The sequence below is a fragment of the Xanthomonas sp. AC360 genome, from assembly GCF_979258225.1.
This window is the reverse complement of sequence record NZ_OZ409846.1, coordinates 2,952,066-2,978,341: the sequence shown is the minus strand read 5'-3', so window position 1 is coordinate 2,978,341 and position 26,276 is coordinate 2,952,066. Positions and strand designations below refer to the sequence as shown.

The window sequence follows — 26,276 nt, the reverse complement described above, 5'->3', positions numbered from 1 at the left end:
TGATGACGAGGCAGCGATCAGCTCCATTCGGCCAGCAACTGCGCCATCCGCGCCAGACCCAGTTCCAGTTCCGCAGGCGACACACCGCCCGCCCCCAACCGCAGGTGCTGCGGGCATGCATACGCACCACCGGACATCACAAATGTCTTAAACGGCGGCGCAAGCAACCGGCGACTGAAGGCATCGGCGTCGATCGGCAAGTCGAGATGTGCAAGACCGAGCAGGCCTGCCTGCGGCCGCTGCCATGTCAGTGCCGGCTGCTCGGCGACAAAGCGATCCAGTAGATCGATCCGCGCGCGCCCCATTGCACGCGAGTGCTCGACCGTCGCATCGAAATGCTCCGGTCGCAACGCGACCTCGGCAATGCGCTCCCCCAGCACGTTCATGATCTCGCTGGTGTTTTCGCGCAGCACCATCGCCGCATTGAGCAAGGCTTGGTCGCGCGTCACCATCCAGCCGGTCCGCAAGCCCTGCAGGCCGAGCAGCTTTGACACGCTGCCGGTACTCACTCCGCGGTCGTAAAGGGTTGCGATGCGTGGGGTCTCTTGCCGGTCCCACTCCAGGCCGCGATAGACCTCGTCGGAAAGGATGTAGGCACCCACGCGTTCTGCCGCAGCCACAATGCGCTGCAACGTCGCCAGGTTCTCCACGCGTCCAGTCGGATTGTTGGGATTGCACAGGAAGATGAGCTTGGTCTTGGGCGTGACCAATGCTTCGAGCTGGTCGATATCCAGTGCCCAGTTGGATGCCTCCGAACGCGTCACCAACTTGGGCACCGCACCGATTTGCTGTGCCAGCACCAGCGGTTGCTGCCACCCCGGTGCATCGATGACGAACTCATCGCCGGCAGCGAGCAACTGCGTCAGCACCAAGTAGTTCGCCTCCTGCGCGCCGGCGGTGATCAGCACATCCTGCAACCCGCATGTGCTGGCATACCCATACTGCGCCAGCACCCGTTCGCGTAGCAGTGGCAAGCCTTGATAGTCCTCGCCGGTCCAATCCAGCGACTGCGCAGGATCCAGCTGCGCCAGATAGCGCTGCAATGGCGGCGAAGGCGACAACGAATAGGTGACGCAGGCATCGGGCTTGGCACGATGCGCGGTGAGCCATTGCTCCCAAAAACTGTTCGACGGCACAGGCATGCGTAAGACTCCCTTATCCCATGACGGCCGGGCACACGCCCAGCCCAAGCGAAGCATCGATCACCGCGCCGCGTAGAATGCGTGCCTCATCGCGGCACAGGTAAAAGCACAGGTCGGCAATCTCCCGCGGCGCGATCAACCGCCCGCCGGGCAGCGATGCTTCAAGCGCCTGGCGTTGGTCGGCCGACAAGGCATTCAAGGTACTGGCCTGAAACATCGGCGTGTCGGTGGCGCCAGGACAGACAGTGAAGACATCGATACCTGTGCAGGCGTAGGTGGCCGCAAGTTGCCGCCCCAGAAACGCCACCGCCGCCTTGCTCATGCCATCGGCAGCGCGAAAGCGCGGAAAGTGCGTGATCCCGCCGTCCACCGAGCTCATGAACACAATCTTGCCGTGTCCGCGCGCCAGCATGCTCGGGATCACATCCTCGCTGAGCCACAGCGGCCCCAGCGTATTGACCCGGAAAAATACCTCGTCCTGTTCCTTGTAGCTGGCCGCCGCACGTTCAACGGTCTTGGTGCCGACGCCAGCGTTGTGGATCACGATGTCCAGCGGCAGAGACAGTGCCTGCATCAGTTGCGCGTGGCTCTGCTGGTCGCCCACATCCAGCTCCAGTGCGTGCACGTACTCATCGCCGACCTCATCGAGCAGCGCCTGCGCCCGTTGCCGGCTCTCCTCCCCCGGGCGGTAGGTAAAGCTCACCCTGTAACCGGCCTGCGCAAAAACGTGCACCAGCTCGACGCCGATACCTCCTGCACCGCCGGTAATCAGCACATGTTGACGATCGATCTCGATTGCATTCATCGCGCAACTCCCGCAGTGACGGCCTGCATCAGCGCATCTCGTTCGTCCAGCGCAGCAAAGGCGCCTTGCAACGCATCGCCCAGTCGAACCACATCCTCCATCGCGGCATAGACCTGCATGGAAACGCGCAGCACGTAGCTCGCGTTGTCTGGCCAGGCGTTCACTGCCACGTCGATGGCATGGGTGTCGTACAGCCAGTCCTGCAGCGCAGCCGCATCGGGATACGCCGCGCAGAGGCGAGGCGGCAACGCGAACGCCACCATGCTTCCCAGGTGTTCATCGGCGGCCAGGCGTTTCAGCGGCAATCGCGCCGTCAGGTAGTGCGCACAGCGCAGCGCCAACGCATGGTGATGTGCGAACACTGCAGGCAGGCCGCCAGGCAGCACGTTCTGCAGGAAAACGATCGCTTCGGGAATGCACAGCAACGGCGTCGGGTCGGAGGTACCCAGCCAATCGAATTCCAGATGCAGCCGCGGGCGAGCGCTGCTGTTGTCGCCGTAGCCGCGACTGATCACCGGCGGATGCACGCCCGCCTGACGATCGCGACGCACATGCAAAAATCCCGCGCCGCGCGGGCTGCACAGCCATTTATGGCAATCGCCCGCGTAATACGCCGCTCCGATCGCCTGCACATCCAACGGCAACATGCCTGGTGCATGCGCACCATCGACCACTGTATCGATGCCACGTTCGGCCAGCGCCGCGACCAGGGCTTCGATCGGAAATACGATCCCGGTCGGGCTGGTGATGTGATCCAACACGGCAAGCCGCGTGCGCGGGGTGACTCGTTCCAGCACGGCCTGCACGACACGCTGCGGGTCCGACACCGGCACGCCGACCTGCGCAACCACCACGGTGGCCCCGGTGTTGCCGGAGACAAAGTCGAGTAGATTGCGTGCAGACAAATACGCATGGTTGGTGGTCAGAATCTCGTCGTCGCGCGTAAAAGAACGCGAGCGCAGCACCGCGCTCAATGCGGTGGTCACATTGGGCAGCAATACCAGGTCGACTGGATCGGCGCCGATGACCCCAGCCAGCGCCTCGCGCGAGGCATCCAGTAAACGCGGTAAATCGCGCAGGATGAACATAGATGGCAACCGCTCGATCTGCGCACGAAACGCCGTCTGGCGTTCCAGTACAGCGTTGGGGCATGCCCCCAGCATGCCGTGATTGAGACAAGCGACGCCTGGATCGAGCGAAAAACGCTGCTTCATCCGCACAGCCGGTGCGTCGGATTCCCACGGTGATTGCATCAGACACGTCCTCTCGGCAACGGCAGATCAGGAAACAAGGGTGGGCTCGGCCGCGACGCGGTGCTGAGCGATCAGCTGCAGCAGCGCCTCTCGCGAAGGTGCGGCCGGCGATGGCACGGGAGGTGTCGCGGCAAGACTGCGCACCCGCGTTACGACGTCGTACCGATTGAAAATTGCAGACGGGTCTTCAAGCATTCCCGTGCGCCGCGCCAATGCGTGCCAGACCACTGCATCATGGCGCGCAGCGGCAGCGATGTGCGGCAAACCGATCGCATCTGGGTGCTGAAATGCTGGCGGTTCGCCGGCCCACAGCGCGCTGCGTGTGTGGTCTTGCGCCACGCTATCGACGTACCAGGGCCGCACAAGACGCTCTGCAAGCGCGTCGGCATCGATGGCAAACCGCAGCGGGTCATCCAGTCCTTCGCGATGCGCAAGATCGGCGACGGCATATGCGTAGCGCATCGCCAAGGACATACCGCGCGTATAGGTAGGATTGGTGGTGCACAACGCATCGCCGACCGCGATGGTCCCAGCCACGGTCGGCATGCCGCTCGCCACCGCGGACCGATAGCGGTTTTCGCACACTGGCCAGCGCAGCACATCCGATACCGGCTCGCAGACGCCAGCGTCGAGCCAGGGCGCGATGCCGGCGTGTGCGCATGCAGCTGCAGTGAACACCGCTGGCTCAACCATGGCATGCCATGCGCTATCGCCATGCGGTGCCATCAGCGTGATGGAGACATAGCCGTTATCGGCGGGACACACGATGCAGCCACTGGACGCGGCATAGCCACCCACCGAAAAACCCGCAGTGAGTTGCACGTTCGGCCGCTGCCGGCAGCGATACCACCGCGTGAAATATGCGAGCCCGCAGTTGTCCACCAAGGTATCGGGCGTCTGCACACCGGCCTGTCGCAACCATTTGCCGAAGGCCGAGCCGCGACCCAGCGCATCGATGGTCAGCGCCGCGCGCAGCTCACCGCGCGAGCTGCACACCCCTTCCACCAGTGGACTGTCGTCGGCGCGAACCAGCAGCCCGTGAACGCTGGTCGCGTCGTGCAGCGTGATGTTCGGCTCTGCCAGCACCACCGCACGAACGACGTCCTCGATCAACGAGCGGCGCGTCGACAGACCGAACAACTCCGGATCATCGTTGCGAGGCACAGCGACACCTGGCGCAAGCGTTGCGCCGAACGGCATCTCGACCGCGCCGGCATCCAGCAACGCCTGCCAGATATCCGGCGCGCGTTCGCGCAACACCTGCCGCCCCAGCGCGGCCAGCGCATGCGTATGACGGGCTTGCGGCACGCCTTTGCGCCACCAGCGCGGCGTGGGCAGATGGGCATCGCCCGCCAGCGACGACCCACCGACGACCCCGTCGCGTTCAAGCACGGTCACCTGGTAGCCGTATCTGGCAAACGCCAGTGCGCTCATCAAGCCGGCGATGCTGCCGCCGACCACCAGCACCTGCGACGTATCGGTCATGGCGCACACCCTGCGCCCATATCGATCAGGCATGGCGACAGGTCGTACGCAAACAGCAAACGGGTGGCGACGACAAACCCCGGCATCATCGGCCGCCCTCCATCGCGAATCCATACCCATCCGGGTTGTCGAGCACAGGCACGCTGGCGGTGCGCAGCAACAACGAGCGCGCCGTCCACAGTTCGGCAAAAATTCGGTAGCGCAGCGCGGTCTGATCCAGGTAGTCCACACCGGCGGAACCGCCGGTGCCAACGCGACGGCCGATGAAGCGCTCCACCATGCGCGCATGCCGTTGCCGCCAGATCAACATCGCCTGTTCCAGCTCGACCACGCTTTCCAGCAGTTCGCGCGGCCACGCAAGCTGCGGCAACTCACGATGACTTTCGACAAACACCAAGGCCGCACGTACCGCACGGTGTGCGTCGTGGGCGGGCGCGTCGAGCTGCGCGTGCTCGTCGGCCAGCAGGAACGCCTGGGCGCTATCGTCTTCCGCCGCATGCCGCGCACGCAGCCGCTGCAGCTCTTCTATGCTGCTGCCACGCTCGGCGGCCAGACGCCAACGACGCTCGCTGTCGGCGCGCATCGCCTGAATGTAGCGCCGCGCGAAGTGCTCCTTCGCTGTCGGCGTCGTGGCGCCATCGATCGGTAGCCGAGCCAGCCATGCATACAAAGACTGCTTGAGGGATGGGCCGGCCTTGGCGCGTGCTTCGACACGTTGCGCAGCAGTCGAGGGACTGCCATCCGGCAGTTTGAGCGCATCGCGATAGGAGCCCGCGCCGATGGAAATACGTTGTGCATCTTCAAGACCCAACAGGATCTCGATCTCGCGCAGTTGCGCCGATTGAAACCCGCTGGCTGGCGTCAACCGCTCGCGAAACTCCAGAAAGTCGCGCGCCGTCATCGTTTCCATCAGTCGAAAATGCTGATTCGCCTGCTCGAATACCGTGATTGCACGACGGAGCGAACGCACCCCGGCAACAACCTGATGCCCGGCCACGTCCGGTGCATTGAGCAGGTCACGGGTCAAGGTCAATTCGCGCAGCACCAGCTTGAACCACAGCTCGTGGACTTGGTGCACGCTGATGAACAAGGCCTCGTCGTTGCTGACCGCCGACTCATCGTCGTCAAGTCCTCCCTGCAGGGCCAGCAGCTGCTCGACCTTGATGTAGTCCCAGTAGTTCGCCGTGACCGCCCTCGCGCCTTTTTGCTGCTGCGATGCCAGGTCGGGCTCTGCACTCAACCGGCCAGCATCATCCAAGCAAATGCTCCCTTTTCAGTTGCGTCCACGCGGCGAGATTGGCGTAAGCCATCTTCTCCAGATCGTCCCAGATGGCCGTTTGCGCCACCTCCGGCTTGACGATCAACTCCAGGCGATGCCCATTCGGGTCGCGGAAGTACCACGACTTGGCCAATTCGGCATGCCGTCCATCCCCGGCCACGTCGTGGATCACCGGCCCCTCCACCTCGACGCCGCTGTCGCGCAAGCGGGCGCAGAGTGCGTCGGCCCGCTCGCTGTCGCGTACTTCAAGGGCAAGATGCTGCGCCCAGTCCTCCTCGACCGGCACCAGCGGCAGCGCACTGCCAAGCACCTCGAAGAAACAGATATAGCTGCCGTCTTCCATTTCAAAGAAGACATTATTGTTGGTGGCCTTCAGACCACTGGAAGGAACGTGGTCAATCAATGCCGCCGCAAACTTCAAACCCAGGGTGTCTGCATAGAAACCCACTGTTTCTGCCGCATCCCGGCAGCGATAACCTACATGATGAAGTTTACTCAACATACCGCACTCCCATATTCCGCCCATAGAAATTCGACTTTCAATTAAATGAAAGGTCTTCAATGCATATTTTCTAGCCAGCGACAACACGCAGCCACGCTTGCGCACAGCTTGATATAGCGACTGCAGCTATCGGACGCAGTTACCCCTTGCAGCCCATCCACCGGCGATGCTGGCGAAGAGCCGACTGGCTGCAAGCGTTCTCATCCACAACGAGATGGAACTTAACACTTATAGCGGGAGATTTTTAGTAATACCTCAACGATTTTTCGAAGGCATTTGCAATCGATCGCGAGTTTTTCCGGGGGCGCCGTAGATCGCTACCGATGGGAAAATTCAACTTTTCACGAGAGTTGCAGGTGAGCACGCAGATCCGTCGAGACATGCATCACAAAGTGGTCCTCTGCAGATCTTCCGAAGATCATCGGAGGTACCTGCAGAAACTTCGAGATTTAGATCAATTTCTCGAGACAGATCTCATTCCAGCATAATCACCACATGGTTACTTAAGCGGAACCATTATCTACCCCAGCTTTCGCGGCAGCCATAAAGAAGCGTGGACTTTCACTGAGATGACACCTTGGAAGCGGATGCATGGCCACTTCACCAGACGACCTCCGCACAAGAATCGACTACGCGTGGCCACGACGCCGCGCACGATCATCGCAAGCGGCGCTGGCCCGATTTGCGGCGGATGTCCCACACGGAGCCCGGGCACCCAACCCGCCGCTCTGACCCCATCGGCAACGCTCCGCTTGTGCGTCTGCCCAGGCGTGCAGCGCTGCACCCTGGATCGCGGTTCCGGCCCGCTCGGCTTAAACTTGTCTTCCCCCGGTCGACCCGACCACCGCAGCCGCCGCACGCGGCGCACCGCAGGCCATTGCCGCACGCCCTGCACGCCATCGCCTGCCCGCCCCTCACCGCGCCCAGATTTCGGAAGACGTTTCTTGCAAAGCACTGACACCAAAGACAAATCCAAGCCCAGCAGCGGGGCCCCCGAGCACACCCCGCTGATGAAGCAATTCTTCGCCGCCAAGTCGGACTACCCCGATCTGCTGCTGTTCTTCCGCATGGGCGACTTCTACGAGCTGTTCTACGACGATGCGCGCAAGGCGGCGCGGCTGCTCGATATCACGCTGACCCAGCGCGGCAGCTCCGGTGGCGCGCCGATTCCGATGGCCGGCGTGCCGGTGCATGCCTACGAAGGCTATCTGGCGCGGCTGGTGGCTTTGGGCGAGTCGGTGGCGATCTGCGAGCAGATCGGCGACCCGGCGCTGGCCAAGGGTCTGGTCGAGCGCAAGGTGGTGCGCATCGTCACGCCGGGCACGGTCACCGACGAAGCGCTGCTGGACGAGCGACGCGACACCTTGTTGATGGCGATCTCGCGCAGCAAGCAAGGTTATGGCCTGGCCTGGGCCGATCTGGCCGGCGGACGTTTTTTGGTCAATGAAGTAGACAGCGTCGACGCGCTGGAAGCGGAGATCGCGCGCCTGGAGCCGGCCGAACTGCTGGTGCCCGACGAAGACAACTGGCCGGAATTTTTGCGCGGGCGCATCGGCGTACGTCGCCGGCCGCCATGGTTGTTCGATGCAGACAGCGGGCGCCGGCAACTGCTGGCGTTCTTCAAGCTGCACGACCTGTCCGGCTTCGGCATCGACGACAAGCCGTGCGCCACCGCTGCCGCCGGCGCGCTGCTCGGCTATGTGGAAGAAACCCAGAAGCAGCGCCTGCCGCATCTGACTTCCATCGCCATGGAAGTGGCCAGCGAAGCGATCTCGATGAACGCTGCCACGCGCCGGCATCTGGAGCTGGACACGCGCGTCGATGGCGATACCCGCAATACCTTGCTCGGTGTACTCGATAGCACGGTCACGCCGATGGGCGGCCGGTTGCTGCGACGCTGGCTGCATCGTCCGTTGCGCTTGCGCGATGTGCTGATGCAACGTCACCACGCGGTCGGCAGCCTGATCGATTCCGGCGCCGATGCCGACGTGCGCGAGGCCTTCCGCGCGCTTGGCGATCTGGAACGCATCCTAACGCGCGTGGCATTGCGCTCGGCACGCCCGCGCGATTTTTCCACCCTGCGCGATGGCTTGGCCCTGCTGCCGAAGGTACGCACCATCCTCGCGCCGCTGGATTCGCCGCGCCTGCAAACCTTGTTCGCCGAACTGGGCGAGCACGACGCCACCGCACATTTGCTGATCGGCGCGGTAGCCGAACAACCGCCGCTCAAGCTCAGCGATGGCGGCGTCATCGCCACCGGCTACGACGCCGATCTGGATGAGTTGCGACGGCTGTCCACCAATGCCGATCAATTTTTGATTGATCTGGAACAACGCGAACGCGCCAGCAGCGGCATCGCCACGCTCAAGGTCGGCTACAACCGCGTGCATGGGTATTACATCGAGATCAGCAAGGGACAGGCCGACAAGGCGCCGCTGCATTACAGCCGCCGTCAGACCCTGACCAATGCCGAGCGCTACATCACCGAAGAACTCAAGAGCTTCGAAGACAAGGTGCTGTCGGCACGCGAGCGCTCGCTGTCGCGCGAAAAGCTGCTGTACGAGGGGTTGCTCGATGCGCTGGGCAGCGAGCTGGAAGGCCTCAAGCGCTGCGCCAACGCACTGAGCGAGCTGGATGTGCTGGCCGCCTTCGCCGAGCGCGCGCAGGCGCTGGACTGGGCGCAGCCCGAACTGGACAGCGCGCCATGCCTGCGCATCGAACGCGGCCGCCACCCGGTGGTGGAAGCAGTGCGCGACCAACCGTTCGAACCCAACGATCTGGACCTGCACACCGACCGCCGCATGCTGGTCATCACCGGCCCGAACATGGGCGGTAAATCGACCTATATGCGACAGAACGCGTTGATCGTGTTGTTGGCGCATATCGGCAGCTTCGTGCCGGCCAGCCGCGCGGTGATCGGGCCGATCGATCGCATCCTCACCCGTATCGGCGCTGGCGACGACCTGGCGCGCGGGCAATCCACCTTCATGGTGGAAATGGCCGAAACCAGCTACATCCTGCATCACGCCACGCCGCATTCGCTGGTGTTGATGGACGAGATCGGCCGGGGCACGTCCACCTACGACGGTCTTGCCTTGGCCGATGCGGTGGCGCGCCATCTGGCGCACACCAATCGTTGCTACACGCTGTTTGCCACGCATTACTTCGAGCTCACCGCGCTGGCCGACGAATCGCATGCAGGCGGCGCCAGCGGCATAGCGAACGTGCACCTGGATGCGGTGGAACACGGCGAGCGTCTGGTGTTCATGCATGCGGTCAAAGACGGCCCGGCCAATCGCAGCTTCGGTCTGCAGGTGGCCGCACTGGCCGGCCTGCCCAAGGCGGCGGTGACGCAGGCGCGGCGTCGCCTGGCCGAGCTGGAGCAACGCGGCGGCGAAAGTCATAGCGCACACATGGCGCCCGCTGCCCTGGACGCCCCGCAACAGTTCGGGCTGTTCACCGCACCCTCCTCCGCGGCGCAGGAAGCACTGCAGGCGCTGGACCCGGACGAGCTCACCCCCAAGCAGGCGCTGGAAGCGCTGTATCGGTTGAAGGCATTGCTGTGAGGGCGGGATTAGGGAGTCGGGATTAGGGATTGGTTAGTCTGAGAGCGGGATTAGGGAGTCGGGATTAGGGATTGGTTAGAGCGCAGTTAGGTGGTTTTTCTTCAACGCACGGTGTGCAAATACCCCATTGCTCTCGTGACCAGATGCGTTCGCTTCGCCGCTTGGCGGTGAGCGCTACGCAGCCGCCTTGGATCACGCTTCGCGCGCGCGAGTGCGCGGGTGGATTGCTCTGACGCTGCGACAGGCGCACCCTGCCGCAACGCTTTGTCCAACAGGGAACCCGACGCATGACCACCTCTGCCTCGCTGACCGATCAGCTGGCCGCGCAATTGCAAGGCCCGCAGTTGCAACAACTCGCCAGCCGCCTGGGCATTGCGCCCGAGCAGGCCCAATCGGCGGTGCAGACCGCGCTACCGCTGTTGATGGGCGCGCTGGGACGCAACAGCCAGCAAGCCGGCGGCACCGATGCCTTGCTGGGCGCCCTGCAGCGCGATCACGCCGCCAGTCCGGACATCGGCAGCCTGTTCGGTGCGTTGCTGGGCGGTTCGGCTGGCGGGCAGCAAGCCAACGGTGCCGGCATCGTGAGCCATCTGTTCGGCGACAAGGCACCGCAGGCGGCGGCCGGCCTGGGCCAGGCCACCGGGCTTGAACCCAGCAAGGCCGGACAACTGCTGCAGCTGCTCGCGCCCATCGTGATGGCGTACCTGGCCAAACGGTTTCTTGGTGGCGGTGCGGCAACCAGCACTCAACTCGGCCCTGCCCTGGCGCAGGAACATCAGCAGGTCCGCAGCACTGGCAGTGCCGGCAGTTTGCTGACCAGCGTGCTGGATCAGGACGGCGATGGCCAGTTGGGTCTGGGCGATGTCATGAAGTTGGGCGGCAGCCTGTTCGGCAAACGCTGACCACGGGGCGCTGCACCGAGTGGGCACCGCCGTGCTATCCATAGTGCGACGCTATCGATATGGTTGAATAATTCGAATTCACCAAATGATCGATGCTCTTTATCGTGTGCCAACACCGCCATGATGAGTCCGCCTGAAGCATCCGCCTGTCTGTTGCGTCTCCCGTCAGCCAGATCGCACTTGCGGCGCCAGACAGCCGCTAGCATCGGCAGGGCCGGCAGCCGTCGTGGAGCGGCTGCCGCATTGTTTTCGTCATCGATGACCACGCCTCACGCACTGCTCCACTTCGATTCCACCAGCACGTGTCGCGCATCGGCACGCAGCTCCCCAAGTGCTCACGCACATAGGTATTGCCATGACCACCGAAGCAAAGTGCCCGATCAACCACGCCGTCGTCGGCGCCGGAACCACCAATCGCGATTGGTGGCCGCAGCAATTGCGCGTGGATCTGCTCAGCCAGCATTCGACCAAGTCCAACCCGCTGGGCCAGACCTTTAGTTACGCCGAGGCGTTCAAGCGCATCGACCTGCCCGCGCTCAAGCAGGAACTGCGTGCGCTGATGACCGACTCGCAGGACTGGTGGCCGGCCGACTTCGGCCATTACGGCCCGCTGTTCGTGCGCATGGCCTGGCATAGCGCCGGCACTTACCGCATCGGCGATGGCCGCGGCGGCGGCGGTCGCGGCCAGCAGCGCTTCGCACCGCTCAACAGCTGGCCGGACAACGTGAGCCTGGACAAGGCGCGCCGCCTGCTGTGGCCGATCAAGCAGAAGTACGGCCAGGCCATTTCCTGGGCCGACCTGATGATTCTCACCGGCAACGTCGCGCTTGAATCGATGGGCTTCAAGACCTTTGGTTTTGCCGCTGGCCGCGAAGACACCTGGGAGCCGGATCAGGACCTGTACTGGGGCCGCGAAACCAAGTGGCTGGGGGGCGACGACCGCTATGCGCACGGCTCGCCGGGCGTGGACGAAGCGCACGGCGTGCTGGTCAAGGACGACGACAGCCAGGTCAAGCACACCCGCGATCTGGAAAATCCGCTGGCCGCCGTGCAGATGGGCCTGATCTACGTCAACCCGGAAGGCCCGGACGGCAAGCCCGACCCGGTTGCCGCCGCACACGACATCCGCGACACCTTCGCGCGCATGGCGATGAACGACGAAGAGACCGTGGCGCTGATCGCCGGCGGCCACACCTTCGGCAAGACCCACGGTGCCGGCCCGGCCGATAACGTCGGTGCCGAGCCGGAAGCCGGTGAGCTGGAAAGTCAGGGCCTGGGCTGGCACAACCGTTACGGCAGCGGCAAGGGCGCCGACACCATCACCAGCGGCCTGGAAGTCACCTGGACCACTACGCCCGCGCAGTGGAGCAACGACTTCTTCGATCATCTGTTCAAGTTCGAGTGGGAACTCAGCAAGAGCCCGGCCGGTGCGCACCAGTGGGTGGCCAAGACTGCCGACGCCATCATTCCCGATGCGCACGACGCGGCGAAGAAGCATCGCCCCACCATGCTGACCACCGATCTGGCGCTGCGCTTTGACCCGGCGTACGAAGCCATCTCGCGCCGCTTCCACGCCCACCCGGACCAGTTCGCCGATGCGTTTGCGCGCGCCTGGTTCAAGCTCACCCACCGCGACATGGGTCCGCGTGCCCGCTACCTGGGCCCGGACGTGCCGGCCGAAGAACTGCTGTGGCAGGACCCGGTGCCGGCGGTCGATCATGCACTGGTCGATGCGCAGGATGCCGCTGCGCTGAAGCAGACCATCCTCGCTTCCGGCCTGAGCGTGGCGCAGCTGGTCACCACCGCCTGGGCCTCGGCGTCCACCTTCCGCGGCTCGGACAAGCGCGGCGGCGCCAACGGTGCACGCATCCGCCTGGCACCGCAAAAGGACTGGCAGGCCAATCAACCCGAACAGCTGGCCAAGGTGCTCGGCACGCTGGAGCGCATCCAGGCCGACTTCAATGCCGCTCAATCGGGTGGCAAGAAGATTTCGCTGGCCGACCTGATCGTGCTTGCCGGTAACGCTGCGGTGGAACATGCAGCGCACGCCGCAGGCCACAGCGTCACCGTGCCGTTCGCGCCGGGCCGCACCGATGCCTCGCAGGAACAGACCGATGTCGAATCGTTCGCCGTCCTAGAGCCGGTGGCCGATGGCTTCCGCAACTTCGCCAAGCGCCGCTACGCGGTGCCTGCCGAAGCATTGCTGATCGACAAGGCACAGCTGTTGACCCTGACCGCACCGGAGTTGACCGTGCTGGTCGGCGGCCTGCGCGTGCTCGGTGCCAACGCAGGCGACGCGAAGAATGGTGTGTTCACCACCCGCCCCGGCGTACTGAGCAACGACTTCTTCGCCAACCTGCTCGATATGCGCACCGAATGGAAAGCGACCTCGGACGCGAAGGAGCTGTACGAAGGCCGCGACCGCAGCAGCGGCGAACACAAATGGACCGGCACACGCGTGGATCTGGTGTTCGGCTCCAACTCCATCCTGCGTGCGGTGGCCGAGGTCTACGCCAGCGCCGATGCACAGGAGAAGTTCGTGCACGACTTCGTCGCCGCCTGGACCAAGGTCATGCAGTTGGATCGGTTCGATCTGGCCTAAGCGCAGCTAACACACCGACTGTGTTCGCCGCGAGGCAAGCCCAGTCGGTGCTTGGAACCGGCACGGACTAATCCACGGTGGTTCCGAGTGCGCTGTCCACAGCGACCTGACGACTGCTCGCTATGATTTGTCAGCCGCTCCAAGCCGCAGCAGTAACGCAAACGCCCCGGATATCCGGGGCGTTTTGTTTTGCGGCACTGCAGACGTAGTGCTATGCGTTCCGACTGCCGTGATGCTGTTGATCAGATACGTTGCTGCTCAGCATCGCCATCACCCCGAACAACAGCGAGCCTCCTTCGACAGGAGCGCAGGTTTTCAGCTGAATCGCACGCCCTAATAGCCACAGCAATGGTCTGCCATGACCGCCCCCGTGCAGCGCATGCGTCCCCGCACCCACTGATTTTTTACAACGCGTCGATATCGCCCAACGCGTTGATCAACCGGCGGGCACGCTTGTCTGGTTTTCCTTCCGGTGCGCGGTAACCGGTGCGTTCGGCAGCGCGCTGCAGCCGCCATTGCGCACGCGCCTCGCGTGAGGCGTCGCCCTCCACATACAGCGCCTGCGCAACCGGCGCGGGGCCGCGCACGTCGCTGAGTGCGGCGACCGTGACCTCGAAGATTTCGCCACCACGGTCGATACGCAATTGCTCGCCGCTGCGCAGCGTGCGCGATGGCTTGGGTCGCTGACCGGCCACATCCACCTTGCCGGTCTCCACCGCCGTCTTGGCCAGGCTGCGCGTCTTGAAAAAGCGCGCGGCCCACAGCCACACATCCAGCCGGACCGTCTTGCCCTGTTCCAGCTCCAGATTCATGCGTCTTGCTGTCTCGTTCTATCAGGTAAGCAATGTTTGGGCAGCCATTCGGGAACTCAAGCTGGACCGTCAACCCTGCGATGGTGATCGCTTACCAGGTCGATGGTCGGCGCGGCCCCCCATCCGCCCTGCGGGCACCTTCCCCCGCAGGCGGGGGAAGCGACCTGTTGTCCGTGTGCAACACCGATCCATCAAATGCTCGCAAACCCCGGCCCTTCTCCCGCCCGCGGGAGAAGGTGGCGCGCAGCGCCGGATGAGGGACACGCCCCTGCTCTGCAGCGCATCCCGAACAGCAAGCGCAACATCTTGCAAAGGCGGTCACCGCTGGTATCGAACGTGGAGCGTGTCCCAGCCCGACATCTGCAGCGCAAACCAAATGGCACTGCATCGGATCTCACCCGCGCAATGCTAGTGTGCGCAGCTTCTGCGCGACGATACGCCTGCGATGCCCAAATCCGCTGTCCTGACCGAAGGCCCGATCGGTAAGAACCTGCTGTTGTTCGCCCTGCCGATCATGGCCGGCAACATCGCCCAGTCGCTCAACGGCTCGGTCAATGCGATCTGGATCGGCCGCTATCTCGGCGAAGAAGCGCTGACCGCAGCAGCCAACGCCAACAGCATCATGTTCTTCCTGATCGGTTCGGTGTTCGGCATCGGCATGGCCTCCACCATCCTGATCGGACAGGCCATGGGCGCGCGCGACATCGCGCAGGCACGCAAGGTAATGGGCACCAGCGCGAGTTTCTTCGGCGGGCTGTCGGCGGTGATTGCCGTGCTCGGCTGGTATCTGGCGCCGCACCTGCTCACTGCCATGGGCACGCCGGCCGCCTCGCAGACGCTGGCCGAAGACTATCTGCGGGTGATCTTCCTGGCGATGCCAACGCTGTATCTGTTCGCCTTCCTGTCGGCGGCGTTGCGCGGTACCGGTGATGCGCGCACGCCATTCCGGTTTCTATTGTTGTCGGTGCTGCTGGATATCGTGTTCAACCCGTTACTGCTGTTTGGCATCGGTCCATTTCCTGCGCTGGGCATTGCCGGCGCGGCCTGGGCCACGCTGATCGCGCAGGTCGTGGCACTGGCCGGCCTGCTGCTCTATCTGCGCAAGAAACGCCACGTGTTGTGGCTGGGACGGCGCGATCTGCATCTGTTCCGCATCGACCCGGCCATCTTGCGCGCGCTCATCGTCAAAGGTGTGCCGATGGGCCTGCAGATGGTGATGATCTCGCTGGCGATGATCGCAATGCTGTCGCTGGTCAACGGCTTCGGCACCGACACTGCGGCCGCGTTCGGTGCCGGGCTGCAGCTATGGAATTACGTGCAAATGCCGGCAATGGCCGTCGGCGCCGCCTGTTCGTCGATGGCCGCCCAGAACGTGGGTGCCGGCCTGTGGTCGCGCGTGGATGCCATCGCTCGCACCGGCATCGCCGCCAACTTTCTGATGACCGGCCTGCTGATTGTGCTGTTGATCGGGTTCGATCGCTGGACCCTTGCCCTGTTTCTGCCCGCAGGCAGCGCCACGTTGGAGATTGCGCGGCATCTCAACCACATCGCGATCTGGTCGTTCCTGCTGTTCGGTGTCAGCTTTGTGGTGTCGGGCGTGGTGCGCTCCACCGGCGCGGTGATCCCGCCGCTATTGATCCTGGCGTTTTCGCTATGGGGCGTGCGCGTGCCGTTGGCCAACGTGTTGCTGCCGCATCTTGGGGCTGATGCGGTGTGGTGGAGCTTTCCGATCAGCTCGACCTGCTCGATGCTGCTGTCGCTGGCGTATTACCGCTGGGGCGGCTGGCGCAAGGCGCGCATGCTGGCCACACCGACGCATCCGTCAGCACTGGCCGCCCCGGCTGAAGTACCCGCACATCCCGCTTCGCCGGTCGCCGATACCGCACCCACCGCCGAGCAGACGCAGACACGATCGCACTGAACGTGCACGCCAAGCGGAACGTGCAGGCCAAGCGCAGCCAAGCCGTGCGATCAATGCCGGTGCGCAGATGCGTTGATTGGCTTCCAGATGTCGCGCAGACCCGATGACTGACACGTGATAAATCCAAGCGGCTTCATGCTGTCCGCCGGATGTCGTCATCCATCGGCATCCAGCAACGCCTGACATCCTGACGACCAAGCAGCATCTGCGCTGCACTTGGCCGTGCCTGAAACAGTGCAGCGGTTTTACAGCGCCGTGAGTGAGCAGGTCCGTAGGTTGCTGCATCCATCGCGCAGACCCTAGGTCCCAGACACGTAGAGTGGATCGACATGCGATTGTTTGCTGACGTGCATCCACTCCAGGGACCGGATGCAGCGAGTGCCTTCCATCTGAGTCGATGACGGCTAGCGATCTGCAAAGCGCGCAATCCGCCACTGCGAAGGCATCAGCATCAGCGCATCGCCCACTGAGCGCACCCTAAAAAAGCACGCCCTGAGCGTGGTCGACATTTTCCATCCCACAAACGCAAACGGCCGCCCGAAGGCGGCCGTCTGGCAAAGGCAGATCTTAACGACCTGCCAGTGTGGCTTACTCGGCGGCCTTGGCAGCAGCCTGGCGAGCGGCCTTGGCCTGTGCAGCGGCGGCCAGATCTTCCTTGATGCGGGCAGCCTTGCCTTCCAGACCACGCAGGTAGTACAGCTTGCCGGCGCGGACCTTACCGCGGCGCTTCACTTCGACCGAGTCGATGATGGCGCTGTGGGTCTGGAACACGCGCTCGACGCCGAAGCCGTGCGAGATCTTGCGCACGGTGAAGGCGGAGTTCAGGCCGGCATTCTTGGTACCGATCACGACGCCCTCATAGGCCTGCACGCGCTCGCGGTTGCCTTCCTTCACCTTGACGTTCACCACAACGGTGTCGCCCTGGTTGAATTCCGGCAGCTTGCGCTGAATCTGGGCGGCTTCGAAGTCAGCCAGGATGGTCTTGTTGAGTTTGCTCATGATGGGCACCGCGTGTCTGGTGATATTGGACCGGCAGTCGCCGCACGGCGATTGCTCGAGGTTCGTAAAGAGGGCCAGACGCAAGGCTGACCAGCAAGCCGCATATTGTACCCCAATCAATCTTGCAAGAGCTAGGGGTGAGCCCTTATTTCTCGTTACCGGGTTTATCGTCGCTTGGGGCGAGTTCGCGGCGAAACTCGTCCAACAGACGGCGATCGTTCTTGTCCAACCCAGCCTCGTCCAACAGGTCCGGGCGTCGCAGCCAGGTCCGGCCCAGCGACTGCTGGCGGCGCCAGCGCGCGATGGCGCCGTGGTTACCGGAGCGCAACACGTCCGGCACATCGCCCCAGGCATGGGTCGATGGATGGCTGTAGTGCGGGCAATCCAGCAGGCCTTGCGGGCCTTCGAAACTGTCCTGCGCGGCAGATTCGGCGTCGTTCAACACACCGTCCTGCAACCGCGTCACCACATCCACAAGGACTGCAGCGCCCAACTCGCCACCGGACAACACGTAGTCGCCGATGGAGATTTCCAGATCCACTGCCTGCGCCAGGAAGCGCTCGTCCACACCCTCGTAGCGCCCGCACAACAAGATCATGCGCGGCAACTGCGCCAGCTCGCGTGCGAGCGGCTGGGTGAGCGGCCGCCCTTGCGGGCTGAGGTAGATCACCGGTGCCGGCCGTGCATCTGCGGCTTGCACCGCATCCAGACAAGCCCGCAACGGCTCGATCAACATCACCATGCCGGGCCCGCCACCGAACGGGCGGTCGTCCACCCGGCGGTAATTGCCCTGCGCATGGTCGCGCGGATTCCAGCCCTGCAGCTCAAGCAAGCCACGCTCCTGCGCCCGCCCGACCACACCGAACGCCGCGCATTGCGCGATGAACTCCGGGAACAGGCTGATGACGTCGATGCGCACTTAAGAATCGGGAATCGGGATTGGGGAATGGGTAGAGCAAGAGCGAAGTCGAGGCACCGCTTCGATCAGAAATCCGGATCCCAGTCGACCACGATCAGATTGGCCTCGAAGTCCACCGATTTGACGAACTCCGGCAGCACAAACGGGATCAGCCGCTCGCGATCGCCGCGCACGACGACCACATCGTTGGACCCGGTGGAAAACAGATGCGAGACCGTCCCGAGCTTGACGCCCTCGACGGTTTCCACCTGCAACTCTTCCAGATCCACCCAGTAGTACTCGTCGGGCTTTGGTGGCGGCAAGACGCTGCGGGAGACATAGATTTCGGTCCCGTGCATGGCCTCGACCGTATCGCGGTCGGTCACGTCCGGGAACACCGCAATCAGGTTCTTGCCCTGATCGCGCCCGCGTACGCCGCTCACAACCGTTTCCTGTCCCGATGGCGTGCGCACGATCCACGGCTGATACCGAAAGATCGCACTGCGCGGCTCGGTCCAGGATTCGAGCTTGAGCTCGCCCTTGACACCAAAAGCGCCGACAACCCTGCCTAACAGGATGCGGCGCTCGGTCGGCTTCATCTGCGTCGACTCTGGGCCAGGCGGCGACGCCCGGCCCTCAAGATCAGGCCGCAGCGGCCTGGGACTTGGATGCTTCGCGATACAGGTTACGCACCTTGTCGGTCAGCTGCGCGCCCTGGCCGACCCAATGGTCGACGCGTGCAACGTCCAGCACGATGCGCGGTTCTGCGCCCTGTGCAACCGGGTTGTAGTAACCCAGACGCTCGATGTTGCGGCCGTCGCGCGCGCTGCGCACGTCGGTCACGATGATGTGGTAGAACGGACGCTTCTTGGCGCCGCCGCGGGTCAGTCGAATCTTGACCATGGTGTTGTTTTCCTGAGTTGCCCAGTCGCCAGAGTGGCGCGGTAAGCCGGCGATTATAGCGGGCTCCGGCGGCGAAGCCAAGTCAGCCGGCGCCGGCACCCCAGATCGCTCAGATCGCTTGCCAGGCATGGGTTTGCAGGGCCCGCTCCAGCAGCGGCAACTGCGCGGCATGCGGCCCCCAACGCGCCGGCCCCAGCGCCACGATGGCCTGCTGCCCACGCGCGTTGCAGGCGAATGCGCCATCGAAGCGGTCCAGCTCGCTCAGCTCCACCGGGCGGCTGACCTGCGTGACGCCCAGCGTTTTCAGGCCGGACTGCAGCAACTGCTGCCGGGTACCCAACAGCGACGCCCCTTGCGGCCAGACCAACCCGCCGCGCTCCCACAGCCCCAGATTCCAGAACGCCCCCTCCAGCACCCTGCCCTGGCGGTCCTGCAGCACGACATCGTCATGGTCGGCCTGCATGGCCAGCCGGCGCAGGTGCAACAGTGGAAAGGTACCGACATGCTTGAGTTCCGGCCGTTCGCGCACGTAATCGGTGACCTGCACGCGGAGCCCGGTCTCGGGCATGTCCGCCGGCGGCGAGATGGCGACCAGCACATCCAGTGCGACCTCGCGCAACGGATTGCGGAAATCGTAGTCGGGCGCGAACACGGTGACGCGCAGACTGGCATCCGCCATGGCCGATGCCACCAGCGCAGCGTGTAACTGCGCCCGCAGCTGGTCCGCTTCCAGTTCCTGCCCGAACAGCGCGCGGCTGCCCTCTTGCAGGCGCTGCAGATGCAGATCCAACCCCAGCGCTGCTCCGTTGCGCACCTGCAGCGTGGTGAAGTGGCCGTAGTTGATCAGCGCCGCAGCACCGAGCTGTTGCGCGCTCGCCGGCGCGCCATTGCAGAAGATCAGCGACATAGCAGTGCCTGCGCCTGCGTCCACCAGTGCGTAACCAGCTCACCGGCCGGCTGCACTGGCGCCATCCACGCCGATTGGCCCGCCCAGGCCTGCATCGACGCCAGACGGTTGTCGCGCGCTGCCGCCTGGCGCATTGGTGCAGTCAAGCCGCGCTGCACCGGATACGGCGCCGGCGGCGCTGCATCCGCAGCGGCCGCCGCACGCACATAAGGCGTGAGCAAGACCCGCCCCAGGCGCCCGGAAAATGCGCGGGTTGGCTGGGTGTGTTCCGGCTCGGCGGCCGCAAGCGCATCGGCCCAGGCGCTGGGCAGTGCGGCTTCGGGCGTGCGCAGCAGGCCGGTGCCAATCTGCACCGCGCTGGCGCCCAGCGTCAGCGCCGCGGCAATGCCGCGCGCATCGGCGATACCTCCAGCAGCGATGACCGGAATCTCCAGCCCATCGACGAGCCGCGGCAGCAACGCGAACAAACCGGTCATCTGCTGCGCTGCCTGACTGGCATCGAACGCGCCGCGATGGCCGCCGGCTTCAGCACCTTGCGCCACCACCGCGTCGGCACCGGCAGCCTGCGCCGCACGTGCTTCCTCCAGGGTGGTGGCGCAGGCGAACCAGGCGATGTCGGCCGCCTTCAGCCGCGCGACCTGGTCGGGCCGGAACACCCCCATGATCGAGGAGGCCACCGCCGGGCGCGCGTCGAGCAGGGCCTCGAACTGCGCATCGAAGTCAGCTGGGGTGGCATCACCTGCGGTCTCGGCCACCGGCGGGCCCCACTGCGCAAGAAACCCGCGCAGGCGCGCTTCTGCCTCTGCATCGCGCACAGGCGCCGGATCGGGAATCCACAGATTGACCTGCGCAGGCCCGGCACTCGCTTCACCAAATGCGGCCATCCACGCAACGATATCCTGCGGCTGCGATAACACTGCCCCCATCGCGCCCATGCCACCCGCGTTGGCGACAGCGACCGACAACGGCACCGGGCAGGCGCCGGCCATGGGGCTGAGCAGGATCGGCAGACGCAGCCCGAAGCGGCTACAGAAAGAGGCAGCGCGACCTGAGCGAGAGCGATTCATCCAGACCTTAAAATGTCACAACCTAAGACTCAGTATGCACCGAAGAACTAAACAATCGGCATTGGGCACCATGCAGATCAAAAATCAAATTCTCATAGGATTGCCTGAAGAATCGCAAGACAATTAAATGCCAACCAAACAGCGCGCAACATCACTATATAAGAAATATCACTATATAAAATGATCCGCAGCAAATTACCGGAACTTCGGCAAGGCGGGCCCGCTACTTGCAGGCCCGCCAATCAACTAGATGCCGAAGTGAATCGTTCCACGCAAAGGCGTTGTTCGATTATCACAATATTGTTCAAAATCAGCGTAAAACTTGACTACATTGGCCTGCGCATCTTTCTCGATAGCACGTACGTTGAGAGTGCCACGATTTTCGTTACACCCTCTTCCGTTGCCACTAAAGTCCAATCCTGCATTAGTGCGATCCGCAAAACGCCGGGTAGAGTAACGTCCAGGCACTAGCGCCTTCCCAGTCGGTGCAGCGATAGTTGCGGACCAATCGTCACGCAAGCCTGATGCGAAATACCGCAGGTATGAGTCCTTTCCATTCAGCACGAAGATGCTGGTGTCGTTGTAATACATCTTCCCCACACCACCACCTACGTAATCATCACTACCGCTCGTCAACTTCAGTGATAGCGGCGGCGCGTTATAGCTGATGACGCCAGCGAGTGCTGGCGCTTTACTCTGCTCGCATCGCTGCAGGAACGTCGCCTCCAGCTTATCCACATTGCCAGCGGCATCGAACGAAATCTGCCTGACCGTCACCTTCCCCCAGATTCTGTTGCAGCCCCGCCCGGTGCTGGATACGTCAAGACCAGGCGAACGTCCGGTCTTGAACACTGACCGCTCCGCGTTCGCATAAGTCCCTGGAGCCAGAACACCGCCAACCGGAGCGGCAATTCTTATATACCAATATTCACCAGACGCACCATTGGCAGTAAATGTAAGCCTATCCCTTGTTCCTTGCATGCCGAATTTTGCATTGGCATCAGTCAGAACAGCAGACTTCCCCTGACCAATATAGTCCCCAGCGTTGCTGGAATAAGAAAAGATTGATGCCGCACTACATGCGACCGACAGTCCAATACCGCCAAGACCGACTGCAAACTTGCAAAAAATTCCTTTAAATCCTTGCATGAATCCTCCGATGATTAGGTTGCTCGTCCGCGAGCAATCGCGCCCGTCCGCGGGCGCGAAATCCTAACACCGAAGTGATTTCAATACTCAGCGGGTGATGCGACCAAGCGGACGCATCAACACACTAACGCACTCAACGGAACGGCATGCCTCCGCGGCCGCCCATGGCGCCCATCATGCCCTTCATGTTGCGCATCAGGCCCTTCATGCCGCCGCCGGCCAGCTTGCCCATCATCTTTTCCATCTGCTGGTACTGCTTCATCAGCTTGTTGACGTCGGCCGGCAGCATGCCCGAGCCACGCGCGATACGGGCGCGGCGCGAGCCGTTGAGCAGGGCCGGGTTACGGCGCTCTTTCTTGGTCATCGAATTGATGATCGCGATCATGCGCGGCACTTCCTTGCCGGTGACCTGCTGCTTGACGTTGTCCGGGATCTGGCCCATGCCCGGCAGCTTGTCCATCAGCCCATGGATACCGCCCATGTTCTGCATCTGCTCGAGCTGTTCTTTCATGTCGTTGAGGTCGAACTTCTTGCCCTTTGCGACCTTGGCGGCGAGCTTGGCGGCCTTTTCCTGATCGACGCTCTGCTCGACCTGTTCCACCAGCGACAGCACGTCGCCCATGTCCAGGATGCGGCTGGCCACACGGTCCGGATGGAACACGTCCAGGCCGTCGGTCTTTTCGCCGGTACCGACAAACTTGATCGGCTTGCCGGTGATGTAGCGCACGCTCAGTGCGGCACCGCCGCGGGCGTCGCCGTCGGTCTTGGTCAGCACCACGCCGGTCAGCGGCAGCGCCTCGCCGAACGCCTTGGCGGTGTTGGCGGCGTCCTGGCCGGTCATGGCATCGACCACAAACAGGGTTTCGGTGGGGTTGATCGCGGCGTGCAAGGCCTTGATCTCGTCCATCATCGCTTGATCGATCGCCAGACGGCCGGCGGTATCGACCAGCAGCACGTCGGCGAAGGACTTGCGCGCGTCGCTGATGGCCGCGCGCACGATGTCGACCGGCTTCTGCGAGGCATCGGAGGGGAAGAACAGCACGCCGACCTGTTCGGCCAGGGTCTTGAGCTGCTCGATCGCGGCCGGGCGATAAACGTCGGCCGAGACCACCATGACCTTTTTCTTGCGCTTTTCCTTCAAGTGCTTGGCGAGCTTGCCGACCGTGGTGGTCTTGCCCGCACCCTGCAGGCCCGCCATCAGGATGATGGCCGGCGCCGGCACGTTGAGGTTGAGGTCGGCAGCGGCAGCGCCCATGACGGCGGTGAGCTCGTCGCGCACGATCTTGATCAGCGCCTGACCCGGGGTCAGCGACTTGAGCACTTCCTGGCCGACCGCACGCACCTTGATGCGCTCGATCAGCGCCTGTACCACCGGCAATGCGACGTCGGCTTCGAGCAGTGCGATGCGCACTTCACGGGTTGCTTCGCGGATGTTTTCCTCGGTCAGGCGGCCGCGTCCGCGCAGGCGCTCCATGGTGCCGGAGAGACGTTGGGTTAGGGACTCGAACATGCGCAAAGGACCGCGTAAGGGGAAACGGGCACCGATTATAGCGGCACAGGCCAACCGCCGGCCCCGCCGCCCGCCCGGCGAAGCCAGACCAGGAAGAAGCCACCCCAACACTAGGCAATGTGCAGAGCCAACCCGCGCGACAGCGCAGCCCCACCAGGAACGACAGCTGCAGCGCCGACGGGCAAGTCTCCCTTACCCGCTCGCGCGCCGGCCCCACTTGGCAGCCCACCTCCAGCCCCGCAGCTCGCAACCCTGCTTTCCCGATTCCCGATTCCCGATTCCCCAATCCCGACTCCCCGCCGCCAATATGCGAAACTTCCACGATGACAATCGTTCTCATCGCGTTCGCCTTGTATCTGCTGGCCGCGGCGCTGCTCACCCAGGCGGTGCTGCGCGATGGCAACCAGGCCCCTGCGCGCTGGCTGGCACCGGCACTTGCCGCCGTTGCGCTGCACGCCGGATATCACGTGCTGGTGGCGTTCCGCACCGCCGGCGGGCCGGACATGCATTTCTTTGCGGCGCTGTCGCTGTGTGGCCTGGGCATGGCCGCGCTAACGGCGGTGTTCGGCGGCCGCGGGCGGATGGCGGCGGTGGGCGTGGTGGTGTTTCCGCTGTCGGCGATCCTGCTGGCCAGTTATCACGCCTACGGCCACGAACCGAGCGCGGACCTGGGCTGGCGGCTGGAGTTGCACGCCTGGATGGCCTTGCTGGCCTACGCCACCCTGGGCATCGCCGCGCTGCTGGCGATCATGCTGTGGCTGCAGGAGCGTGCGCTGCGGCGGCGCGACTTCCACACCTGGCTGCGAGCGCTACCGCCGTTGACCGAGCTGGAAACCTTGTTGTTCCGCACGATCACGGTCGGCTTCGTGTTGCTGAGCCTGACCCTGCTGACCGGGCTGCTGTTCGTGCAGGACTTCCTGGCGCAGAGGCTGTTGCACAAGACCGTGCTCAGCATCCTGTCGTGGATCGTGTTCGGCGCGCTGTTGATCGGCCGCTGGCGCAATGGCTGGCGCGGCAGCAAGGCGGTGCATTGGACGCTGACTGCGATGGCGCTGCTGGTGCTGTCGTTCTTCGGCAGCAAGTTCGTGATCGAGCTGGTGCTGGGGCCGCGTTGATGGCGGTGGGCGTGCAACGGTCTCGCACGTCATCAGGGCGGGACGCACGCCGGAAGTGTTACGACGTGGGTCACTGCACGTTGGTGCCAACGAAACAATGATCAGTCGTCTGCGCGAAAACGCGAGCGATGCGCTTCGGAACGCAGGCCTGGAACTGGCTTGCTACTGCGGCGTTTATCAACAGTCAGGATGACTTGACTGCTGTGTGGATCGGTGTGCAGTGCGCGCCTGTCGATGTCGCCGTGTCGATTGCGCCCAACTCACGAGCGCACTCCATGCTTACGCGGTGACCAGACGCAGCAACGCCTGTTTCCAGCAGCGGCCGCGCAGGCCTATCGCCTTCCCTTGCCCTGACGCCGCCGCTCATGCATCGAGCGCCGCACTGACCACATCCCACGGCTGGTCCCGGCCCGGGTTGGCGAAGCGATAGACGATGCGGCGGCGGTAGGTCTCGCCAGGGCGCAGGATCGTGGAAGGGAAGTTGGCGTGGTTGGGCGCGTCCGGGTAGTCCTGCGGCTCCAGGCAGACACCGCGGCCCAGGCCGGGATGATGGGCGTCCAGATGCTGCCCTTCGTAGAGCTGCACTGCCGGCGCGTCGCTACTGATGCGTAGCGCCACGCCACTGTGCGGCGAGTACAGCTCGGCCACGCGGTCTGCGCCGTCTGCCAACACAAGGCACTGGTCGTAGCCCTTGCCGAGCACCACCTGCGGATGCGCAGAGTCGATGCGGTCGGCCAGCGCGGTAGGCGTGCGGAAATCGAAGGGCGTACCCGCGACCGAGGCGACCTCGCCGGTCGGGATCGACTCGGCATCCACCGGCAGATAGCGGTCGGCAGGCACCCGCAACACCTGCGCGGCCGCACGCGTCTGCGGGTCGCCCGACAGATTGAAGTACGGGTGATGGGTCAGGTTCAACGGCGTGGCGGCATCGCAATGCGCTTCGAAGTCCAGCTGCAGGCTGCGCTCGTGCAGCGCCAGACGCGCACGCACCTGCAGATTGCCGGGGTAGCCTTCTTCGCCATCGGGCGAGTCGTAACCCAGCAGCACCTGATCCGAGGTCTGCTCCAGCACGCTCCACACGCGCCGACCGAACCCACGCAGGCCGCCATGCAGCTGGTTGCGCCCTTCGTTGGCCGCAAGCAGGTGCGTCACCCCATCCAGGGTGTAGCGCGCACCGGCGATGCGGTTGCCGAAGCGGCCCACCAGGATATTGAGGCTGTCGCCATCGGCCGCGTAGGCAGGCAGGTCCGGCAAGGCCAGCAGCAGCGGCACCACGCCGTGCGCGGTGGTCAGCCGCAGCGCGTGCAGAATGCCGCCATACGTCAGCACCTCGGCCTCCAGCCCGGCATCGCTGCGCAGGGTAAGCGCGTGGACCTCGACACCGTCTGGCAACTGCCCGAACACTCGCTGCATGAATCGCCCCGCCATTAATGGAAGCTGGCGAGCATAGCGGTGTCGC

The 26,276-nt window shown here is 63.9% G+C and carries 21 protein-coding genes and 1 other RNA gene; 6 read left to right on the top strand and 16 right to left on the bottom strand.

The window, feature by feature from the left end; translation table 11 throughout:
- Positions 1-17: 17 nt before the first annotated feature.
- The 6 genes from ACZZ0O_RS12850 to ACZZ0O_RS12825 form a co-directional block, all read right to left on the bottom strand.
- Positions 18-1,142: an aminotransferase class I/II-fold pyridoxal phosphate-dependent enzyme gene (locus ACZZ0O_RS12850; protein ID WP_463590942.1), complete on the bottom strand. Its 1,125-nt coding sequence runs from the start codon at positions 1,140-1,142 to the stop codon at positions 18-20.
- A gap of 13 nt (positions 1,143-1,155) precedes the next feature.
- Positions 1,156-1,947, bottom strand: coding sequence for an SDR family oxidoreductase (locus ACZZ0O_RS12845; protein ID WP_463590941.1), 792 nt, complete (start codon positions 1,945-1,947; stop codon positions 1,156-1,158).
- A complete protein-coding gene (locus tag ACZZ0O_RS12840; RefSeq protein WP_463590940.1) occupies positions 1,944-3,200 on the bottom strand; it encodes an aminotransferase class V-fold PLP-dependent enzyme in 1,257 nt (418 codons plus the stop codon). The genes ACZZ0O_RS12845 and ACZZ0O_RS12840 overlap by 4 nt, the downstream gene beginning before the upstream one ends.
- A 27-nt stretch (positions 3,201-3,227) precedes the next feature.
- Positions 3,228-4,685: an FAD-dependent oxidoreductase gene (locus ACZZ0O_RS12835; RefSeq protein ID WP_463590939.1), complete on the bottom strand. Its 1,458-nt coding sequence runs from the start codon at positions 4,683-4,685 to the stop codon at positions 3,228-3,230.
- A gap of 85 nt (positions 4,686-4,770) precedes the next feature.
- On the bottom strand, positions 4,771-5,943 hold the full coding sequence (locus tag ACZZ0O_RS12830; RefSeq protein WP_463590938.1) for a tryptophan 2,3-dioxygenase family protein: 1,173 nt from the start codon (positions 5,941-5,943) through the stop codon (positions 4,771-4,773).
- The gene (locus ACZZ0O_RS12825; RefSeq protein WP_115561629.1) at positions 5,936-6,466 is read right to left on the bottom strand and encodes a VOC family protein; all 531 of its coding nucleotides are present in this window, start codon (positions 6,464-6,466) and stop codon (positions 5,936-5,938) included. The genes ACZZ0O_RS12830 and ACZZ0O_RS12825 overlap by 8 nt, the downstream gene beginning before the upstream one ends.
- Positions 6,467-7,410: 944 nt before the next feature.
- Between ACZZ0O_RS12825 and mutS the strand changes: the two genes are divergently transcribed.
- The 4 genes from mutS to ACZZ0O_RS12805 all read left to right on the top strand — a co-directional run bounded on the left by mutS (position 7,411) and on the right by ACZZ0O_RS12805 (position 13,672).
- Positions 7,411-10,032, top strand: coding sequence for a DNA mismatch repair protein MutS (gene mutS, locus ACZZ0O_RS12820; protein ID WP_463590937.1), 2,622 nt, complete (start codon positions 7,411-7,413; stop codon positions 10,030-10,032).
- A gap of 287 nt (positions 10,033-10,319) precedes the next feature.
- Positions 10,320-10,934, top strand: coding sequence for a DUF937 domain-containing protein (locus ACZZ0O_RS12815; RefSeq protein WP_463590936.1), 615 nt, complete (start codon positions 10,320-10,322; stop codon positions 10,932-10,934).
- 355 nt (positions 10,935-11,289) lie between these two features.
- Entirely contained in the window at positions 11,290-13,536 is a 2,247-nt protein-coding gene (katG, locus tag ACZZ0O_RS12810; protein ID WP_463590935.1) for a catalase/peroxidase HPI, read from the top strand.
- Between the two features lie 62 nt (positions 13,537-13,598).
- Positions 13,599-13,672, top strand: a non-coding RNA gene (locus tag ACZZ0O_RS12805) — sX9 sRNA.
- A gap of 268 nt (positions 13,673-13,940) precedes the next feature.
- Here ACZZ0O_RS12805 and ACZZ0O_RS12800 read toward each other — a convergent pair.
- Positions 13,941-14,348: an RNA-binding S4 domain-containing protein gene (locus ACZZ0O_RS12800; protein ID WP_104614103.1), complete on the bottom strand. Its 408-nt coding sequence runs from the start codon at positions 14,346-14,348 to the stop codon at positions 13,941-13,943.
- 445 nt (positions 14,349-14,793) lie between these two features.
- Here ACZZ0O_RS12800 and ACZZ0O_RS12795 point away from each other — a divergent pair, with 445 nt between their 5' ends.
- The gene (locus tag ACZZ0O_RS12795) at positions 14,794-16,269 is read left to right on the top strand and encodes an MATE family efflux transporter (RefSeq protein ID WP_463590934.1); all 1,476 of its coding nucleotides are present in this window, start codon (positions 14,794-14,796) and stop codon (positions 16,267-16,269) included.
- A gap of 588 nt (positions 16,270-16,857) precedes the next feature.
- Here the strand turns inward: ACZZ0O_RS12795 and rplS are convergent.
- The 8 genes from rplS to ffh form a co-directional block, all read right to left on the bottom strand.
- Positions 16,858-17,268: a 50S ribosomal protein L19 gene (gene rplS / locus ACZZ0O_RS12790; protein WP_055845430.1), complete on the bottom strand. Its 411-nt coding sequence runs from the start codon at positions 17,266-17,268 to the stop codon at positions 16,858-16,860.
- 145 nt (positions 17,269-17,413) lie between these two features.
- Complete coding sequence (gene trmD / locus ACZZ0O_RS12785) at positions 17,414-18,187, bottom strand: tRNA (guanosine(37)-N1)-methyltransferase TrmD (RefSeq protein WP_055845432.1); 774 nt, start codon at positions 18,185-18,187, stop codon at positions 17,414-17,416.
- Between the two features lie 65 nt (positions 18,188-18,252).
- Positions 18,253-18,765 (bottom strand): ribosome maturation factor RimM, encoded by a 513-nt coding sequence (gene rimM, locus ACZZ0O_RS12780; protein WP_115512231.1) that lies wholly within the window; start codon positions 18,763-18,765, stop codon positions 18,253-18,255.
- A 43-nt stretch (positions 18,766-18,808) separates the two neighbouring features.
- The gene (rpsP, locus tag ACZZ0O_RS12775) at positions 18,809-19,069 is read right to left on the bottom strand and encodes a 30S ribosomal protein S16 (RefSeq protein ID WP_005989876.1); all 261 of its coding nucleotides are present in this window, start codon (positions 19,067-19,069) and stop codon (positions 18,809-18,811) included.
- Positions 19,070-19,178: 109 nt separating this feature from the next.
- Entirely contained in the window at positions 19,179-19,976 is a 798-nt protein-coding gene (locus tag ACZZ0O_RS12770; protein WP_463590933.1) for an aminotransferase class IV family protein, read from the bottom strand.
- Positions 19,967-21,043: an NAD(P)H-dependent flavin oxidoreductase gene (locus tag ACZZ0O_RS12765; RefSeq protein ID WP_463590932.1), complete on the bottom strand. Its 1,077-nt coding sequence runs from the start codon at positions 21,041-21,043 to the stop codon at positions 19,967-19,969. Before ACZZ0O_RS12765 ends, ACZZ0O_RS12770 begins: the two co-directional genes overlap by 10 nt.
- Positions 21,044-21,289: 246 nt before the next feature.
- Positions 21,290-22,192, bottom strand: coding sequence for a hypothetical protein (locus tag ACZZ0O_RS12760; RefSeq protein ID WP_323538032.1), 903 nt, complete (start codon positions 22,190-22,192; stop codon positions 21,290-21,292).
- A 133-nt stretch (positions 22,193-22,325) separates the two neighbouring features.
- The gene (gene ffh / locus ACZZ0O_RS12755) at positions 22,326-23,702 is read right to left on the bottom strand and encodes a signal recognition particle protein (protein WP_055845447.1); all 1,377 of its coding nucleotides are present in this window, start codon (positions 23,700-23,702) and stop codon (positions 22,326-22,328) included.
- Between the two features lie 323 nt (positions 23,703-24,025).
- On the opposite strand from ffh, the gene ACZZ0O_RS12750 reads away from it, so the two are divergent.
- The gene (locus tag ACZZ0O_RS12750; RefSeq protein ID WP_055845453.1) at positions 24,026-24,817 is read left to right on the top strand and encodes a cytochrome C assembly family protein; all 792 of its coding nucleotides are present in this window, start codon (positions 24,026-24,028) and stop codon (positions 24,815-24,817) included.
- A gap of 363 nt (positions 24,818-25,180) precedes the next feature.
- On the opposite strand, the gene ACZZ0O_RS12745 is transcribed toward ACZZ0O_RS12750, so the two are convergent.
- Entirely contained in the window at positions 25,181-26,230 is a 1,050-nt protein-coding gene (locus ACZZ0O_RS12745) for an aldose epimerase family protein (RefSeq protein WP_463590931.1), read from the bottom strand.
- Positions 26,231-26,276: the final 46 nt, after the last annotated feature.